Consider the following 19,767-nt stretch of genomic DNA (forward strand, 5'->3'; position numbering starts at 1 on the left):
AAAATGATATTGCTTTAAAACCATTAGAACTTCCAGGTCATGGAGAAAGATTAAGGCTCTTTGTTAAAGAGGATTGATACAATTTTTTGAGATTAGGCAACCTTATGTTGCTTAATCTCTTTTTTGCTTGAAGAAGCATAAAGTATTGAAGTTAGTAAAATACGGCTCATACATATCAAGTGTATGAGTCAAAACTTTGTACCTTTCTGTTAAGTGAAACGGTAAATATTTTTCATGAGTGTAATTTTCTATCTTTTACGATATCCATGACTTTATATGTTGTTGCGTCGCAAAAGATGAAACTATTAACACTTGTCCACATGTTTAACGCATTTAAATTCATCCATCTTATTTTCAATGATAGATATTTTTTGCGCTTTTTTATACCAAAAAACAGGACTGATTTTTAAGTCTGTCCTGTTTAGTATAGATCCTAAAAAATAAAAACGAGGTAGCAAAATAAAATTTGCTACCTCATTTTGTTAGAAATTATTTTTTGTATGATTAATCATTATATTTAATGTATTTTCACTTGTTGGTTCCCACTGGAAATTCAATTTTTCTAGTATGAAATTAGTTTTATAATCCAAAATTTCAAAATGTGCTTTATTAAATAATGTATTGTCTAAGATACCTGTATGCAGTAGAAATGCATTGACTTCATCACTCATTACACCAAGATTTATACATTCCATTAAGTGATCCAAAAAAGCATCCCAATAAACAGCTTCTATATAATGGTTGTTCTCATTATATACTGCCATTAATTTCTGGAGTGATAAGCGCTTGTTGTTATAAATGTGATGGATTTCATTGCTTAATTGATCATTCAATATTAATTTATTACATGCTTTTGCAGCTTGGTCCACATGAGTAAATTCTAAGTCATCTTCTTCGAGCCTTGGAAACTTTTGAAGCATCTTGAATGATTTTATAACACTATAAAAAGCATTGTTTTCTTCATTTTTTTGAAAAATTCCTGTTCTAGAGTCACATTGTAAGTTACCTAGTCTATAAATGTTCGTCTCAATGCCTTCTTCACGATAAGCAATAAGTAATTTTTCAGCTTCTATTTTACTATCAATATAAATATTATTTGGTTTTTGAGAAATATCCACGTCATATTCAGAAAAAGTACTACTATCTTTATCCTCTATACTGCCTGAAGCTATACTAATTGTAGACATATGGTGAATTTCTTTTTTATTTTTATCTTTTGCAAACGATATTAAGTTGTGGATTGATTTAACATTTGTGTTATAAGAAGACTCTTCTGTCGCAAAATGATTTACATTTGCTGCTGCATTTATAATAATATCTATATTATTTACTAAATAATCATAATTGCTATTAGAAAAACCTAAATATTTTGATTCAATATCGCCCTCTACAAAATGAATACGACTCAAATCCTCTGTTTTTAATTGAGAATTAAAGTAATAGAACCAATTGTTATTTAATTTGTTCTCACCACTTATTTTTTCACTATTTCTCACTAAGACATAAATAATTAAATCTTTACGTTCTAGTAGATCTTTTAATATATGGATACCTAAATAACCTGTAGCTCCTGTCAATAATATTTGTTTATCTGATTTAACTACATCTTTATCAATAAATTTATAATTTTCATTACTTTTCACTTTGTAATCATTGATTTCAGATATAAAGTCACTATTAAAATGATGTTCATTCTTAACATTCGGAATTTTTAATGCGTCTAATTTTGTCATTACATTCATTTCTTCACGTTCAACCAACGCTTTACTTATAGATGCAATGGTCTGTAACTCAAAGATGTCTTTAATTGATATATTATATGATTTAGATATTAAAGATGTTAACTTTATAGCCTTAAGTGAATCTCCTCCCATTTCGAAGAAATTATCATGAATACTAATTTGATCCACATGTAATACTGCTTCAAACGTTTTTGCTACAGCACTTTCCATATCATTTGTCGGCGCTACATATACTTTACTTTCAACTTTAATTTCTGGTAAAGCTTTTTTATTCAGCTTTCCATTTGAAGTTACTGGCAGTTCATCAAGTTGCGTCATATATGCAGGTATCATATAATCTGGTAACTTTTGACCTAAAGATGTTTTTAAAGATCCAAAATCAAGTGAGTCATCTGATACTAAATACGCACAAATAGATAGTTCATTATCAACCATCGGTCTCGCTACAATCGCTACATCATTGATATGAGTATGTTGTCTTAAAATACTTTCTATTTCACCCAATTCAATACGATAACCGCGTATTTTAACTTGTTCATCTATACGGCCTATATAAATAATATTGCCGTCGCCATTCCATTTCGCTAAATCTCCCGTACGATATAATTTACCTTTCCCAAATGGATTATCAATAAATTTCTCTTGTGTTAATTCAGGACGATTTAAATAACCTGCTGTGACACCGACACCTGCAATACAAAGTTCACCAGGCACTCCGATACCCATTATATTATTATCTTCATTTAAAATATAAGCTTGAATATTGGAGATTGGTTTGCCGATTGGAATCGAATCATATGTTTTATGATTTTCACAGTCAAAACTTGTTACGTCAACGGTTGTTTCAGTAGGGCCATATAGGTTGAGTAAGGCAGTATTGTTTTTATTTCCAATAAAATGATTAAAGTCATTAACTTGTTCCGGTTTTAATGCTTCTCCACTAGCTAAAACATATTTTAGTTTCGAAATGGCTTGTGCGTTGTTTGTAGATTTAATAAAATTAACAAACATATTTAACATCGACGGCACGAAGTGAACCATCGCTACTGAGTAACCTTCTAATAATTCAGTTATTTTTTCAGGGTTCCCTTCTTCTCCAGAAGGTAGTAGAACAATTTGACTACCAAGCATTGCCCAGCCAAAGATTTCCCATACTGAAACATCGAATGTATAAGGCGTTTTAAATAATATTGTATCTTCACCATCGACATTATATTTATTTATCACCCAGTTTAAACGGTTCATAACGCCTTCACTATGCGCCATAACGCCCTTCGGTTTTCCAGTTGTACCTGAAGTATAAATAACATACATTAAGTTAGACTCATCTGAAATTTGTTTTAAATTAGAAGTTGGGAATGCTTCTAACCTTGTTGTTTCAGTTAAATCAATGACTTTATTTCCATAATTTATAGCTTCATCTAATTCTCGATCTGTTAATAAAACCTTCGGTTGACTATCTTCTAAAATATAATTAATGCGGTCAATTGGGTACTTAGGATCGATTGGAACATAAGCACCACCTGCTTTTAAAATCCCATAAATACCAATAATCGTTTCAAGTTGTCGATCCATAATTAAGGCAATTAAACTGTTAGCTCCAACACCTTCAGCTCTTAATTGATAGGCAAGCTGATTCGCACGTGCGTTTAACTCATCATAATTTAAACTTTCACCTTCATACGTAATGGCTGTTTGATAAGGCGTTGCTTTCACTTGTTTTTCAAAACGCTCTACAAATGTTTCCTTATTATTTAAACTAGCCTCTGTATCATTAAATTTATCAAAAATAACTGCTTTTTCTTCTTTAGTTATCATCTCAATCTCAGTCATTTTTTGAGAAGGATCCTTTGTAATTTCAACTAAAATTTCCATAAAGTGTTTCAACATACGCTCTATCGTCGCTTTACTAAATAATTCACTTGCATATTCTAATGAAACTTTATACCCTTCATTTTCTTCAATTGTCATACTCAAATCAAATTTCGCATTTGTATGTGATGCTTCTTTAATTTCAACAGACCAATCATTAATTTCAAATGCTTGATTATCATTATTTTGTAAGGCGAATAATACATCGAATAAAGGATTACGACTTAAATCGCTTCTTTCTACTACTTCTTCTACTAAATCTTCGAGTGGATACTCTTGATTATCAAAAGCTTTTATAGAAAGGTTTTTCACTTCTGACAATAGTTGCTCGAACGATTTATCCCGTTCTGGATAGCTTCTCATTGCCAACGTGTTAACAAACATACCTAATATATCTTCGGTATCTTTATGTGTTCTTCCGGAGACAGGGCTACCAATGACTATATCTTCTTGCCTACTATATTTATGAAGTAATACCATAAATGATGCCGATAAAATCATGTAATCTGTACTACCTGTTGTTTGCGCAAGCTGATGAATCGCTTTCTTAGTTTCATTAGGCATGTGCATTGACATTGTTCTACCTTTAAAACTTTGCTGTTTAAGTCTAGGGTAATCATAAGGTAAATCTAAAACAGGTGCTTCCTTTTCAAATTGTGATAACCAAAATGAACGTTGTTGACTTAAATCACGTTCACGCATCCATTCACTATAGTCTCTATAACGTATTTTCAATTCTTCTAATGCTTGGTTTTGATACAATCTCGAAAAATCTTTGATAATAATATTAATAGATAGACCATCTGAAATGATATGGTGCATATCAAATAATAAGAGATATTTTTGTTCGTCACTTTTCACTACTTTTACTCTTAATAGCGGCGCCTGTGCTAAGTCAAATGGACTTACAAATTCACTTAACAGAGTATCATCGTTAACTTCCATTTCCTCTTCATAATCTATATTTATAGATACACTATCCTCAATAATTTGAACAGGTTCTCCTTCAAACACTTCAAAACGTGTCCTTAAAATTTCATGATGGTTAATTAAACTCTGAAAAGCAAAACGTACACGTTCAATATCTACTTCACCTTTAATTTCAAATATTCCAGGCATATTGTAAGCCGTTTGTCCCTCTGTCATTTCATTTAAAACATATAATCTCTTCTGTTGTGAAGACACGTAATAAGCGGATTTATCTTCAGCTTGTGGAATATCTTGAATATTCGTATGGTCTTCACTATTTTTTATAAACTCAGCTAATTGGGCAACCGTTGGTTTCTCAAAGATAATTTTTAATGGTAATCTGATTCCAATATAATGTTCAATTTCATTGATTACACTAATGGCTTTAAGTGAATGTCCTCCCATTTCGAAGAAATTATCATGAATACTAACTTGATCCACATGTAATACTGCTTCAAACGTTTCTGCTACAGCGCTTTCCATATCATTTGTCGGCGCTACATATACTTTACTTTCAACTTTAATTTCTGGTAAAGCTTTTTTATTCAGCTTTCCATTTGAAGTTACTGGCAGTTCATCAAGTTGCGTCATATATGCAGGTATCATATAATCTGGTAACTTTTGACCTAAAGATGTTTTTAAAGATCCAAAATCAAGTGAGTCATCTGATACTAAATACGCACAAATAGATAGTTCATTATCAACCATCGGTCTCGCTACAATCGCTACATCATTGATATGAGTATGTTGTCTTAAAATACTTTCTATTTCACCCAATTCAATACGATAACCGCGTATTTTAACTTGTTCATCTATACGGCCTATATAAATAATATTGCCGTCGCCATTCCATTTCGCTAAATCTCCCGTACGATATAATTTACCTTTCCCAAATGGATTATCAATAAATTTCTCTTGTGTTAATTCAGGACGATTTAAATAACCTGCTGTGACACCGACACCTGCAATACAAAGTTCACCAGGCACTCCGATACCCATTATATTATTATCTTCATTTAAAATATAAGCTTGAATATTGGAGATTGGTTTGCCGATTGGAATCGAATCATATGTTTTATGATTTTCACAGTCAAAACTTGTTACGTCAACGGTTGTTTCAGTAGGGCCATATAGGTTGAGTAAGGCAGTATTGTTTTTATTTCCAATAAAATGATTAAAGTCATTAACTTGTTCCGGTTTTAATGCTTCTCCACTAGCTAAAACATATTTTAGTTTCGAAATGGCTTGTGCGTTGTTTGTAGATTTAATAAAATTAACAAACATATTTAACATCGACGGCACGAAGTGAACCATCGCTACTGAGTAACCTTCTAATAATTCAGTTATTTTTTCAGGGTTCCCTTCTTCTCCAGAAGGTAGTAGAACAATTTGACTACCAAGCATTGCCCAGCCAAAGATTTCCCATACTGAAACATCGAATGTATAAGGCGTTTTAAATAATATTGTATCTTCACCATCGACATTATATTTATTTATCACCCAGTTTAAACGGTTCATAACGCCTTCACTATGCGCCATAACGCCCTTCGGTTTTCCAGTTGTACCTGAAGTATAAATAACATACATTAAGTTAGACTCATCTGAAATTTGTTTTAAATTAGAAGTTGGGAATGCTTCTAACCTTGTTGTTTCAGTTAAATCAATGACTTTATTTCCATAATTTATAGCTTCATCTAATTCTCGATCTGTTAATAAAACCTTCGGTTGACTATCTTCTAAAATATAATTAATGCGGTCAATTGGGTACTTAGGATCGATTGGAACATAAGCACCACCTGCTTTTAAAATCCCATAAATACCAATAATCGTTTCAAGTTGTCGATCCATAATTAAGGCAATTAAACTGTTAGCTCCAACACCTTCAGCTCTTAATTGATAGGCAAGCTGATTCGCACGTGCGTTTAACTCATCATAATTTAAACTTTCACCTTCATACGTAATGGCTGTTTGATAAGGCGTTGCTTTCACTTGTTTTTCAAAACGCTCTACAAATGTTTCCTTATTATTTAAACTAGCCTCTGTATCATTAAATTCATTTAAAATTGTATATTTCTCATTTTCATCCAATATCTCTATATTTTTGATTTTTGTATTTGGATTTTCTATTGCCTTATCCATGATTTTTAAAATAATATTATGTAAATCTATAATTTCTTTCTCATTCACAATAGCTGTTTGATAATCATAATCTACAGTTAAAGTGTTCTTTCGATTTCTATTACTAATATTCACAGTTAATGGCGCGTTATTTGAGCCATTTTCTATCCATTCATCTGAATAAACATTTTTTAAAACTTCATGACTGTATTGAGTATTTTGGTAAGAGATCAGACAGTCTAATAGTCCTTTTTGCCCACCACTATCTTCTACTATATTTCTATAAGGGTATTTTCTATGCTTTAATATATTGAAGGTTTCATATTTTGTTTGAGTTAATAAATCAGATATAGAATAATCACTAGAGACATCAATTATAATTGGCAACGCCCTTGAAAATACTCCTGTAACTCCTTTTTCTGCTTTTTTATTTCTATTATGCATTATCGACCCAACTGAAATTTTTTTCGATGCCGTTTTTTTATATTTTATAATAATCATCATAGCAGAGAATAAATTATTAATACTTATATTATTTTTTTCACAAAATTCGTGTATTCTATGGGTTTCAATATCAGACAAACTATAACTTTTTCTATTACTATGACCATTATTATCACTATTTTTCTCGAATAATTCATTGTCTTCTAAATTTTCAGTCTTTTTCAACCAGAAAGATTTATCTTTTTCAAATCTTTTAGTATTTTTATATTCTATTTCTTCTTCGATGTAATCAAAATATGTAGATTCTATTTCCTTGCTATTCGGTCCATCATTTAAATATTTACTTATTGTATTTGCAGCTACTGTTATACTCCATGCATCTGAAATGACATGATGTTCCATCAAAAATATTCCGATTTTTCCAGTAGGTAATTTCACTATTTTAAAGTCAAATAAGTCACTATCTGTTGAAAATAAATTTTTGCGTGCTTGTTCATTAATCCATTTGGTATACCCTACTTGATTATTCTTAAAGTCAACAAAATCAAATTTTTTGTCTTTATGTTCACTAATATATTGTTTATATTCACTCTTCACTTTTTTCAATTTAATTCTATAAGTTTCATGTGTTTTTATTAGATTATTTAATGCTTTTTCTATTTCTTCTATTTTAATACCAGGTTTAATATAAATAATAACTGATATATTATTAATACTATTATTTTCATAATATTCTTGTAGTTGAATAATCTCAGTTTGTGCATCTGATAAATTAATTGTTTCCATAATTAAACCCCCTTTTTTTATATCTTAAGATTAACATATTTTTTTAAAAAAATAACCTTTTATAACTTTTATTATTATTAAAATAAAGGTTATAAAAAGTTATAGATTGTAAATATTTTGTAAATATTTTATTGAAATCAAAAAATAATATTAATTAAAACAAACGTAGTGTAAAAACAGCCTATAGGAGCAGCTGGTTTACAACACTTTAATAAGTGATTTTTTTATATTTTGATAAGTAACCAATTCAATATCAGGTTCGGTGATATTTTTGCAACAAACAGCTACTTTGTAATTTGCGATAATATCTAACAATAGAAAATGATTTGTAATAACTTGATTATTGAACGACAGTTTAATGTTTTGTTTCCTATTAAGATCAAAAGATAAATCTTGAATATTCAAATATAAACCCTGTCCTACAAATTTAATATAGCTCTCTTTTAAGCACCAAATCGAAAAGAAATTTTCTTTATTATTGCTCAGCTTAGCGCGTTCACTATCATGTGTTATATCATTAAACAGCTTCTTATTTATGTCTTCTATTTGTTCTATATCGACCCCTACTGACGAATTGGAGATATAACAAGCCGCCCATTCATTTGAATGAGATAAATTAAAATGTACATTCTGTGCTTTTGCTAAAAAAGGTTTGCCATACTCATTTTCCTCAAAAATGAGTTCTTCAGGAGAAAATCCATAATCTTGTATCAGCGCATAATACAATAACAGTTCACTAACCAAAGCAAGCATTTTATCATTTTCAACATGTAACTTATGGATTCTGCTCCGCTTGTCGCCTTTTATACGATTTAAAAAACGTTTTTGTATAGCATCATAGTTTAAGTCACTAACATTTATTAAATATAACTTCATCTATTTGCTCCATTCTAACTAGGTTTAATACATATCGATTTACAAAAATATACAATGATATAAAAAGTTATTAAAAATATTATATTATCATTTACATAATAACACGTGGAAATAATTTTGATATTAAATATTTTTTAAGATTTTGTTATTGTAATAATAATTTATATCATACAGATATATTGGTTTTAGAAGAAACAAATTGATGGAAATAACAAAATATTATGTATACCCCCTTTTATATTGTATAGTGCGTATAAAAGAGTTAGGAGATGCTTGAATGAAAGTTAACAAAATAATTTATATGCTATTAGCCTTCTTTCTAGGTGGATTGGGCGTCCATAAATTTTACTCAAACAAAAGAAAAATAGGGATATTATATTTTGTGTTTTGTTGGACTGGTATTCCTGAAATCATTGGTATCGTAGAGGCGATTTTAACTGTTTTTAAAAAGGCAGATAGTAATGGTGATATAACAGTATAAAGAAATTTAAAATTCCAGTTCCCAAAGAATCTATTAATATAAAAAATAGCAGTGAAGTCCTCTATCATTATAGATTTCTTCACTGCTATCTTCTTATGTTTTAATTTTATAACAATTCAAACATTTATATTGTTAAGAATTCTGAGCGTTGTTTCTCACGCTTATCAATTACAATTTGTGACGTTTTAACATCTAATTCTAATAATTTTTCGATATTTTGAGTTACGAATTCATCGCTTCCTACTATATAGAATAAGGCGTTTTTATCCATTGCAATATTTTCTAATTCTTCATAATATGATGCTCTACTATCCACAAATTGTGATGTGAATTTTTTATCTGGTACAGACTTAAATATATCTGTAAATAAGAATTCTCTAGACGAATCAACATTTATAGAATGTATTTTATTAACATCCTCAGCGTTCTCTAAATATTTAAGTACTATTGGTCTATATGTTGCCAAACCAACGCCAGAAGATAGTAAATACACATTTTTACTTTCTCTTTTTAGTGGAATATTTGAATGTGTTTTAAAAATTGCTACTTCCTGTCCAACTTCTAAATTATTTAAAATATTTTTAAACTCAGAACATTGTTTTCTTATTCTTGTAGTAATTCCAATTATATTCTCATTAGGAACGGTAGAAATCGACATATGGCGCACCAAGCTTTTATTTGGTTTTTCGCCTTCATTAAAGCCTTTTAAGCCCATGTGTGTATGAGATCCTTCTTCCCAAGTAAATCCCTCTGGGCAATCAAGTAAATACGTTTTAATTTCAGACGTTTCATTAATAATCTTATTTATTTTAGTCCAATATATCTGCATTTATATATTCTCCTCATCATTTACGATTAAATCTATTTATATAATATACTCCAAATGATAATAATTATCAATTAAAGCATATTACTGTTTATCGAAAATAATTTTACAGAAGTGATTTTCGCTATATTTAAAGCGTGAGTAGAAAAAAGGGCAGCTAACTCTCCTGTTGAATATATAGACATATTTTTCACCTCCTATTTTATTTAATAAACTATTACCCTGAGTAACAGTCAATATAAATAAACACTCTCATTATGTTTTCTACCAAATTATTTATGAAAAGTCGAAATATTTATACCCCTATACGGTATGTGTTATACTAAAATCATCTTATTACCAATTCTATAAATATAGGGGGTTTTATTATGGAACATAATGATCAACACCATAATCATGATGCTCATAGTCATCACGAACATGAGCATCATGACAGCCATAATGGTCATGCGCATCATCACGGCAATTTTAAAAATAAATTTTTTATTTCTTTAATTTTTGCAATACCTATTATTATTCTATCACCAATGATGGGTGTTACATTGCCATTCCAATTTTCATTTCCAGGTTCTGATTGGATTGTTTTAATCCTTGCTACAATTTTATTCTTTTACGGTGGCAAACCATTTTTAACAGGTGCTAAGGATGAGATTTCAACTAAAAAACCTGGCATGATGACGCTAGTTGCTTTAGGCATTTCAGTGGCTTATTTTTATAGTTTATATGCTTTTTACATGAATAATTTCACCGATTCCTCAACGCATACAATGGATTTTTTCTGGGAATTAGCGACTTTAATTTTAATTATGTTGTTAGGTCATTGGATTGAAATGAATGCTGTAGGTAAAGCAGGCAATGCATTGAAAAAAATGGCAGAACTGTTACCGAATATTGCAATTAAAGTGACAGAAGATGACCAACGTCATGAAGTTAAAATTGATAACATCAATATTGATGATATTGTTGAAGTTAAAGCTGGGGAAAGCATACCTACAGATGGCACAATCACTCAGGGCGAGACATCAATTGATGAATCATTAGTTACTGGTGAATCAAAAAAAGTTGCCAAAAAGTATAATGATGACGTTATTGGCGGCTCTATCAATGGTTCAGGCACAATACAAGTTAAAGTTACAGCCACTGGTGAAAATGGCTACCTATCTCAAGTTATGGGATTAGTTAATCAGGCGCAAAATGATAAGTCAAAAGCCGAGCTTCTCTCAGATCAAGTAGCAGGTTATTTATTTTATTTTGCAGTGAGCGTAGGGTTAATTTCATTTATTGTATGGATGCTTATTCAAAATGATATCGACTTCGCACTTGAAAGACTTGTTACTGTATTAGTTATTGCTTGTCCACACGCATTAGGACTGGCCATTCCATTAGTTACAGCACGCTCCACTTCTATAGGTGCACATAATGGCTTAATCATAAAAAACAGAGAATCTGTAGAAATTGCCCAACATATTGATTACGTTATGATGGATAAAACAGGAACACTTACTGAAGGTGATTTTACAGTAAATCACTATGAAAGTTTTACTGATGAATTCCATGAGGAGATAATATTGAGTCTATTTGCTTCATTAGAAAGTAGTTCTAATCATCCACTTGCTACTGGAATCGTTGATTTTACTAAAGGTAAAAATATCTCGTATGCTAATCCTAAAGAAGTTAATAATTTACCAGGCGTAGGATTAGAAGGCACAGTTGATAATAAAATACTCAAAATAACGAATGCTTCTTATCTCGATAATAACAATCTTAAGTATAATAAAGAACAATTCACTCATCTTGCTCAACAAGGTAATTCTATTAGTTATTTAATTCATAACCAACAAGTTATTGGCATGATTGCACAAGGCGATAAAATCAAAGAAAGCTCACAACAAATGATTTCAGACTTATTATCAAGAAACATTACACCAGTGATGCTTACTGGTGATAATAAAGAAGTTGCAGAAACAGTTGCTAAACAATTAGGAATTAACGATGTCCATGCACAATTAATGCCCGAAGATAAAGAAAGTATTATTAAAGCATATCAAAGCAGAGGTAGTAAAATTATGATGGTTGGCGATGGAATCAATGATGCTCCCAGTCTTATAAGAGCAGATATTGGAATGGCGATAGGCGCTGGAACAGATGTAGCAGTCGAATCAGGCGATGTCATACTTGTTAAAAGCAATCCCTCCGATATTATCAATTTCTTTACACTTTCTAAAAACACTATGAGAAAAACAATTCAAAATTTATGGTGGGGTGCTGGATATAACGTTGTAGCCGTTCCTCTTGCAGCCGGTATATTAGCTTTTATAGGTTTAATATTATCTCCTGCTGTAGGTGCAATACTCATGTCCTTAAGTACAGTTATCGTAGCAATTAACGCTTTTACTTTAAAATTAAAATAAATGATAGGGGTTAAAATTATGATTAAAAAATTAAGCTTTATTATATTAGCATCAGGCCTCGTATTATCAGCTTGCTCAAATGGCAGTGGAGAGGAAAAAGATTCTAAAGATCAAAAACACGAGGAACATATGGAACATAAAAGTGAAAATAAAGTTCCAGAGGATATGGAGAGCACAGAAGAAAGTAAATTTAAAAAAGATGATGAAGTTACTATTACAGCAGGACACATGCCAGGTATGAAAAATGCGGAAGCTACTGTAAAAGGTGCTTATGAGACTTATGCTTATGTCGTAAGCTATACACCCACAAATGGGGATGAAAAGGTAAGTAATCATAAATGGGTTGTTAATGAAGAAGTTGCCGATGCCCCTGAAAATGGCTTTAAGAAAGGTGATACAGTTAAATTAGAAGCTGACCATATGCCAGGTATGAAGGGGGCAGAAGCAAAAATAGATGATGTAAATAAGACAATTGTTTATGTAGTTGATTATAGATCAACTGAAAATGACAAAATGGTTAAAAATCATAAATGGATGACAAGTAACGAACTAAAATCGAGATAAATTAAATTATCCTTTTAGACTTTTTAAAATCTAACCGCATTTAGCATTCCCATTACTTTCGATATTATAATACAGATGATATGACGTAATAAAAAGAGCAAACACTTTTCAATAAAAAAATAAACCTGGCACTATCATTAAAATTACTCAATGATATTGCCAGGTTTTTGTGTACTAAGCATTTTTAAGTTTAATCAATTACGATTGTTTCTTTTTCTCAGCGTCTCTTAATTCGATACGTCTAATTTTACCTGAGTTGGTCTTAGGTAAGTCTTCGACAAACTCGATGGCTCTTGGATATTTATATGGCGCAACGTCATGTTTGACGTAGTTTTGTAATTCTTTGATTGTGTCTTCATTACCAGTTACATCATCTTGTAAAATAATAAATGCTTTAACGATGTTCCCTCTAATTTCATGTGGGCTTGCAACAACAGCACATTCTTTTACGTAAGGATGTTTCGTAAGTGAATCTTCAACCTCGAATGGTCCTATTGTATAGCCAGAACTAATAATGATGTCATCTTTACGACCTTCAAACCAGAAATAACCATCTTCGTCTATTTTAGCTAAATCACCCGTCATAAAATAGTCACCATTTTGTGGTTCTGCTGTGCGTTCTGGGTCTTTATAATAACCTTTGAATAATGCAGGTAAGTCTAACGGCACTGCGATATTACCTACTTCGCCTACTTTAGAAAGTTCACCATCATCATTAATAACTGTTACATGACTACCAGGGATTGCTTTACCCATTGAACCGGGACGGCTCTCTGTATCTTTTAAAAATCCAATCAACAGTGTACTTTCTGTTTGGCCGTATCCATCTCTTACCGTAAGATCAAAGTTTTCTTGGAATTTTTCAACGACTTCTCTATTTAATGGTTCGCCTGCAGACACTGCACTATGCAAATGTTCTAAATTATAATCTGTTAAATTAGACAGTTTTGCCATCAAGCGATACTCAGTCGGTGTACAACAAAGCGCATTAATTTTATTATCTTGTAATAACTGTAAATATTTTTCAGCATCAAATCTTCCATTATATACAAAGGCAGTTGCACCTGATCCCATAATTGATAACAATGGGCTCCATACCCATTTTTGCCACCCTGGTGCAGCAGTTGCCCAAACAATATCGTCTTCTTTAATACTCAACCAATGTTTTGGCGCCATCTGCATATGTGCATAGCCCCAACCGTGTGAATGGACAACAGCTTTAGGATTACCAGTTGTACCAGACGTATAAGATAATAAAGCAATATCTTCACGAGAAGTTTCAACAATCTCTAATTGATCCGTTGAATTTGCTTTTTCATCTTCAACTGACATCCATCCATCTTCTTGACCGCCAACAATAAATTTAGTTAAAGTGTCGTATTCTTTGACTGCTTTAAACTCATCAAGCGCATCTGAAATAACTACAATTCCTTTTACTTCACCATGTGTAATTCTGTATTGTAAATCTTTCGTACGTAACATTTCAGAACTAGGGATAATAATGATACCTAATTTTAAGGCAGCAAGATAAACCTCATATGTCTCAATACAACGTGGCATCATGACGAGCACTTTGTCACCTTTTTTAAAACCATATTTTAAAAACATATTACCAACTTTATTCGCATTTTTGATAAGGTTGGTATATGTAATTTCTCTATTTTCTCCTGTTTCATTTTCAAATATTACAGCTTTTTTAGATTGATCTACTGTAAATTTTTCGATTTCGCTCACTATGTTATAAGTTTCTGGAGCGATTAAATCTTGTTTATTCATTATTTACTCTCCTTTTATTTGAATATCTATAATCTGTACAATTGTACTTTAAATGTATAGATTACTGATTACTTATCCAAATACTTTCCAATAATTTAATGATAATTTTAAACTTATTACATGTAAATAGATACGATTATGACTTAAATGATTTATTTACTTATTTATTATAGCAAAAGTGACCCATAGATAGATATATTTTAAATTCAGAATAATTAAAATATTTTTGCAAAATCATTTTTTTATACACTTATTAATTCCACAAAAAGCTCTAGCAATCACTTTATAGAGTTCTGAAATTAATCTAAATAATTTATGTTAACTCCTGATTTTTCAACTTCATTTATATTTCCCTTCATATAAATAGAGTTTATTTTGACATTAGCTATAATAAAAGTGTAGTATTTCATACGTAGCATTATAAATGTGTAAATCACTACGAAAATTATACGCACCATTTCAAAATTATTAAAATAGATTGAGAAATGGTCCCTGTTCATCAATTATCGGATGTATTATTTATTTTTAAGCTCAATCACTAGATTGAAAATGAGCTTAGTGTTAATCTGTTTAAATGTGCAATTTTTATGAAAGAAGTGAGTCTATTGACTGAAACAGGAGCATTCCATGTAGAAAAAAGAATCCCCTTATTTATCGTATTATTATCAGGGGCCTTTATTACAATTTTAAACCAAACATTACTTGGTACAGCTTTACCCCCTATTATGAAAGACCTACAAGTATCTGAAAGTACGGTACAGTGGTTACAATCTATATTTATGTTAGTAAACGGTATAATGATACCTGTTACTGCATTTTTAATTCAACGTTATACATCGAGGCAGTTATTCTTAACCGCCATGAGCATTTTTGCATTAGGTACTTTAATCTGTGCTGTCGGACTAGATTTTTCAATGCTATTAATTGGACGTGTCTTACAAGCAGCAGGCGCTGGTATTATGATGCCATTAATGCAAACAATCTTATTCTTACTTTTCCCTGTAGAAAAACGTGGTACCGCAATGGGCTTATTCGGCTTAGTCATTGCATTCGCGCCAGCGATTGGACCTACGCTATCAGGTATTTTAGTAGAGCATCTCTCATGGAGAAGTGTCTTCTACGTCGTATTCCCAATTGCAGTTGTTATCATCGTTGCTTCAATTTTCCTATTGAAAAACGTTACAGAAACTTCAAACCCAAAACTAGATATCGCATCAGTAATTCTATCTACACTAGGTTTTGGTGGACTCTTATACAGTTTCAGTTCTGTTGGAGAAGCAGGATGGGGCAGTGTACAATTTATCTTACCACTTATCGTTGGTATCATTGCATTAGTTATATTTATTCGTCGCCAGTTAAACCTCAAAGAACCTATGCTTGAATTTAGAGTGTTTAGCTACAGCATTTATACGTTAGGTACAGTATTAAGCATGTTCGTATTTGGTGTATTAATCGCATCAAACATTATTTTACCATTATATATGCAAAATATGATTGGATTCTCTGCATTAGAATCTGGTTTAGTATTATTACCAGGCGCTGTTGTTATGGGAATAATGAACCCAATTACAGGTTATTTATTTGATAAATTTGGCGGTAAATGGCTCGCTCGTATTGGCTTGCTCGTATTAGTTGCTTCAACAATACCATTTACAATGCTCACAGCTGATACAACCTTTACTTATCTTGCCACGGCTAACGCAGTACGTATGGTATCACTAGCAATGGTTATGATGCCTATGACAACGCTAGCGATTAATCAATTACCGAATAGTCTCATTGCTCATGGTACTGCTATGAACAACACATTTAGACAAATGGCCGGTGCAATCGGTACAGCGTTATTCATTACGTTAATGTCTGTTTCAGCTATTCCTAGTGAAGGTCTAGAAGGTATGATTCATGGTGTGAATGTAACATTCATGGTCGCTACTGGTATATCAGTCATCGCATTATTATTATCAGCTAAACTTAAAGATGACAGTAAACCATCACGCAGAACAATTTAATTAGACAATCGATCAAAAAGCTTCATTATAATAGATAATAAAAAAACACTTTCGTTACATTCATATAAATAGAATGTTTTCGAAAGTGTTTTTTATATTTTAATATATTAACTTTGGTTGATAAAAATGCTTTATTAACTGTTCGATTTGTTAGCGTGCAGTGTTTTCATTGCAAATCTCGCTATTGGTTGAGCTATGAGTAGTTCAATCCAAAATGCAATAAAAAGTTACGAGGCCAATTATAAAAGAATATTTCAAAGATTAGTCTGTAGCAGAAAGTCTGTTAATTGCAATTTCACCCACTGCTTTCGCTGCAACTAATAATGCATCTTCATTCACTTCAAACTTAGGATGATGATTCATATATGGCGCTTCAATGTCTTCTGGTTTACAGCCAACGATGAAAAAGGCACCTGGTATTTCTTTTAAATAATACGCAAAATCTTCAGAACCTGAAACTGACGGTATTTCTACAAGATGTTCAAAATAATCACCCTTACTTGCTGTTAAAATATCTACCACTTGTTCTGTTTGTGCGGGATGATTGTATAGCACAGGATAACCAAATTGGTAATCTAAATCATACGTAACATCAAAACCGACCGCTACGCTTTTTGCGACTTTCTCAATCTCTTCATACATAAATTGCTCTAAGTCATCATTAAGATAACGTGCTGTTCCTTTGATTGTAACTTTGTCTTGTATAACATTGGCTCCACCAGGTGCATCAAACGCACCAACAGTAATCACACCCATTTCTGAAGGATCGATACGTCTAGACACTATTGTTTGGAGGGTGTTTACAAAATTGGTACCTGCAATCAAAGCATCGTGTGTTTTATGAGGACTCGCAGCATGACCACCTAAACCATTAATCGTTAAAGTAAATGTAGAACTACCAGCGAAAGCATTGCCTTTATTATATCCAATCACGTCTGTACCAGCGACGGGTACTACATGAATACCATATATTTCATCTAAATCATTTAATGCACCTGATTGCATCACTTGTTGTGCACCACCTGGAGGCATTTCTTCAGCATGTTGATGAATAATTTTAACTGTACCTGAAAGTTCATCTTTTATTTCAATTAATGCGTCTGCTAATCCTAACAAATACGCGGTATGTGCATCATGGCCACACGCATGCATCACCCCTTCATTTGTTGACTTAAAGGGCACATCTATCTCTTCTTGTATTGGCAACGCATCAAAATCAGCGCGTAATCCTATTGTTTTGCCAGGTTGTCCCCCTTTGATTTCTACAATAATTGCGTTACTACCTAGAACAGGTTGCGTAACTGTAACTTCTTTCGATTTGTAAAAATCTTTAATATATTGCGCCGTAGCATCCTCTTGGAATGACAACTCCGGATGTTGATGTAAATAACGACGATGCTGAATCATCTCAGATTCCTTCTCTTCCAACTTTTCAAATAATATCTCTTTTGTATTCATAACTGTTCACTTCTTTCGATTTGTTTATAAATAATTTAACTACTTTAAAATTTTAAATCTAAAAGAATATTAATACAAAAATAAATTACTGTTTTATGGAATTTTACATTTTTAAATATTTAATGAAGTAATGTTAATCTCTCTTATTATGAAATTTTTATAGTATATCTACTTGTACTTCTGTCTCATTTTTATAAACGATATACATCATAATGCTAGCAATCACCACCATAATAAAGCCAAAATATGGTGTCATTGAAAGAGAAAAATGATTGAGCACATATCCTCCGATGACCGCTCCCAATGTGATGCCGATATTGAAGGCAGCAATGTTTAAACTAGAAGCAAAGTTAGTCGTTGCCTTATTTTTACGTTCTGCAAAAAGCACCACAATCAATTGCAGACCCGGAACGTTCATAAATGCGAACAACCCCATAATAAGTATGGCTATCGTACCTAAGAAATAATGTGTCACAGATAAGCCTAGAAGTAATAAAACAATAGCTTGAATTAAAAATATCCATATAAGTACTTTTGTTGGCTTATTGTTTGTTAATTTCCCACCAAGTGTATTGCCAATAGCAACCATTACACCATATATCACAAGTAGTAGTACCACCGCTTCGTCACTATAATTCAAAATATCTGTAAGTATACTAGTCAGGTATGTGTAGACTACAAAAGTGCCACCGTAACCGAGTGCAGTAATCAAATAAACCATCATTAATGACTTGTTTTTAAACACTTCTAATTGTTCCTTTATCGATGCCTGAGCATATTCTTTCAAATTACTTGGCACTGCAAATATATTAATGATTAAACTGATCAATCCAATCATAGCAATCGTAATAAACGACGCTTCCCAACCAAAGTGCTGACCAATCCACGTTCCTAATGGTACGCCTGTAATTGTAGCAACGGTTAAACCTGTAAACATCATTGCAATCGCGCTTGCACGCTTATCAGGCGTTATCAAATCACTTGCGATTGCTGTGGCTATAGACATAAACACTCCGTGCATTAATGCCGATAATACACGCATTGCTAGCAACATACTAAACGTGGTAGCAAAGGCAGCAAGTGTATTCGCAACAATGAAAATAAGCATAATCATTAATAGTAAATGCTTCCGTTTCATTTTATTTGTCAGTGGTGTTAGTACAGGTGCTCCTATTGTTACCCCCACAGCATACAAAGATACAGTTAATCCTGCTAATGAAATCGTAGTATTAAAAGCATTTTTAATGAGCGGTAAGAGACCTACACTAATAAATTCAGTCATTCCAATTGCAAAGGCAGACATTGCTAACGCTAATATAGCGAATTTGTTTTTTCTCATAATGTTTTTTGACTCCTTCTTGTTTTGTGTATGTGTTAATATAAACTACACGTATCAAAAGCGGAAGTACGCACTTTAAAGTACTATAGGCACCTT

Annotated in this window: 10 protein-coding genes; 4 read left to right on the forward strand and 6 right to left on the reverse strand. The window is 31.8% G+C overall.

Features of this window, described 5'->3' with window-relative positions; all coding sequences use genetic code 11:
* Positions 1–482: 482 nt before the first annotated feature.
* Both PYW44_RS12575 and PYW44_RS12580 read right to left on the reverse strand, forming a co-directional pair.
* On the reverse strand, positions 483–7,931 hold the full coding sequence (locus PYW44_RS12575) for a non-ribosomal peptide synthetase (RefSeq protein ID WP_081288841.1): 7,449 nt from the start codon (positions 7,929–7,931) through the stop codon (positions 483–485).
* Positions 7,932–8,129: 198 nt separating this feature from the next.
* The gene (locus tag PYW44_RS12580; protein WP_021339914.1) at positions 8,130–8,807 is read right to left on the reverse strand and encodes a 4'-phosphopantetheinyl transferase family protein; all 678 of its coding nucleotides are present in this window, start codon (positions 8,805–8,807) and stop codon (positions 8,130–8,132) included.
* A 277-nt stretch (positions 8,808–9,084) separates the two neighbouring features.
* On the opposite strand from PYW44_RS12580, the gene PYW44_RS12585 reads away from it, so the two are divergent.
* On the forward strand, positions 9,085–9,288 hold the full coding sequence (locus PYW44_RS12585) for a TM2 domain-containing protein (RefSeq protein WP_021339915.1): 204 nt from the start codon (positions 9,085–9,087) through the stop codon (positions 9,286–9,288).
* 124 nt (positions 9,289–9,412) lie between these two features.
* Here the strand turns inward: PYW44_RS12585 and PYW44_RS12590 are convergent, their stop codons facing one another.
* Positions 9,413–10,117 (reverse strand): ferredoxin reductase domain-containing protein, encoded by a 705-nt coding sequence (locus tag PYW44_RS12590; RefSeq protein ID WP_021339916.1) that lies wholly within the window; start codon positions 10,115–10,117, stop codon positions 9,413–9,415.
* 365 nt (positions 10,118–10,482) lie between these two features.
* Here PYW44_RS12590 and PYW44_RS12595 point away from each other — a divergent pair, with 365 nt between their 5' ends.
* Both PYW44_RS12595 and PYW44_RS12600 read left to right on the forward strand, forming a co-directional pair.
* Complete coding sequence (locus PYW44_RS12595) at positions 10,483–12,525, forward strand: heavy metal translocating P-type ATPase (protein WP_002506106.1); 2,043 nt, start codon at positions 10,483–10,485, stop codon at positions 12,523–12,525.
* 18 nt (positions 12,526–12,543) lie between these two features.
* A complete protein-coding gene (locus tag PYW44_RS12600) occupies positions 12,544–13,089 on the forward strand; it encodes a DUF1541 domain-containing protein (RefSeq protein ID WP_021339918.1) in 546 nt (181 codons plus the stop codon).
* A gap of 198 nt (positions 13,090–13,287) precedes the next feature.
* On the opposite strand, the gene mbcS is transcribed toward PYW44_RS12600, so the two are convergent.
* Entirely contained in the window at positions 13,288–14,865 is a 1,578-nt protein-coding gene (gene mbcS, locus PYW44_RS12605; protein ID WP_002506108.1) for an acyl-CoA synthetase MbcS, read from the reverse strand.
* A 587-nt stretch (positions 14,866–15,452) separates the two neighbouring features.
* Here mbcS and PYW44_RS12610 point away from each other — a divergent pair.
* Entirely contained in the window at positions 15,453–16,874 is a 1,422-nt protein-coding gene (locus PYW44_RS12610) for an MDR family MFS transporter (RefSeq protein WP_021339919.1), read from the forward strand.
* 261 nt (positions 16,875–17,135) lie between these two features.
* Here PYW44_RS12610 and PYW44_RS12615 read toward each other — a convergent pair whose 3' ends face one another.
* On the reverse strand, positions 17,136–18,332 hold the full coding sequence (locus tag PYW44_RS12615) for an amidohydrolase (protein ID WP_021339920.1): 1,197 nt from the start codon (positions 18,330–18,332) through the stop codon (positions 17,136–17,138).
* 157 nt (positions 18,333–18,489) lie between these two features.
* Positions 18,490–19,671, reverse strand: a complete 1,182-nt coding sequence (locus PYW44_RS12620) for an MFS transporter (protein ID WP_021339921.1) — start codon at positions 19,669–19,671, stop codon at positions 18,490–18,492.
* Positions 19,672–19,767 lie beyond the last annotated feature (96 nt).

The sequence above is a fragment of the Staphylococcus equorum genome, assembly GCF_029024965.1.
Classification (GTDB): domain Bacteria; phylum Bacillota; class Bacilli; order Staphylococcales; family Staphylococcaceae; genus Staphylococcus; species Staphylococcus equorum.

What these genes read in the sequence shown, in the direction of transcription:
- PYW44_RS12580 (WP_021339914.1), bottom strand. Translation starts at nt 8,807, where the DNA reads ATGAAGTTATATTTAATAAATGTTAGTGACTTAAACTATGATGCTATA.
- PYW44_RS12620 (WP_021339921.1), bottom strand. Translation starts at nt 19,671, where the DNA reads ATGAGAAAAAACAAATTCGCTATATTAGCGTTAGCAATGTCTGCCTTT.
- PYW44_RS12595 (WP_002506106.1), top strand. Translation starts at nt 10,483, where the DNA reads ATGGAACATAATGATCAACACCATAATCATGATGCTCATAGTCATCAC.
- PYW44_RS12610 (WP_021339919.1), top strand. Translation starts at nt 15,453, where the DNA reads ATGAAAGAAGTGAGTCTATTGACTGAAACAGGAGCATTCCATGTAGAA.
- PYW44_RS12615 (WP_021339920.1), bottom strand. Translation starts at nt 18,332, where the DNA reads ATGAATACAAAAGAGATATTATTTGAAAAGTTGGAAGAGAAGGAATCT.
- PYW44_RS12600 (WP_021339918.1), top strand. Translation starts at nt 12,544, where the DNA reads ATGATTAAAAAATTAAGCTTTATTATATTAGCATCAGGCCTCGTATTA.
- PYW44_RS12585 (WP_021339915.1), top strand. Translation starts at nt 9,085, where the DNA reads ATGAAAGTTAACAAAATAATTTATATGCTATTAGCCTTCTTTCTAGGT.
- PYW44_RS12590 (WP_021339916.1), bottom strand. Translation starts at nt 10,117, where the DNA reads ATGCAGATATATTGGACTAAAATAAATAAGATTATTAATGAAACGTCT.
- PYW44_RS12575 (WP_081288841.1), bottom strand. Translation starts at nt 7,931, where the DNA reads ATGGAAACAATTAATTTATCAGATGCACAAACTGAGATTATTCAACTA.
- mbcS (WP_002506108.1), bottom strand. Translation starts at nt 14,865, where the DNA reads ATGAATAAACAAGATTTAATCGCTCCAGAAACTTATAACATAGTGAGC.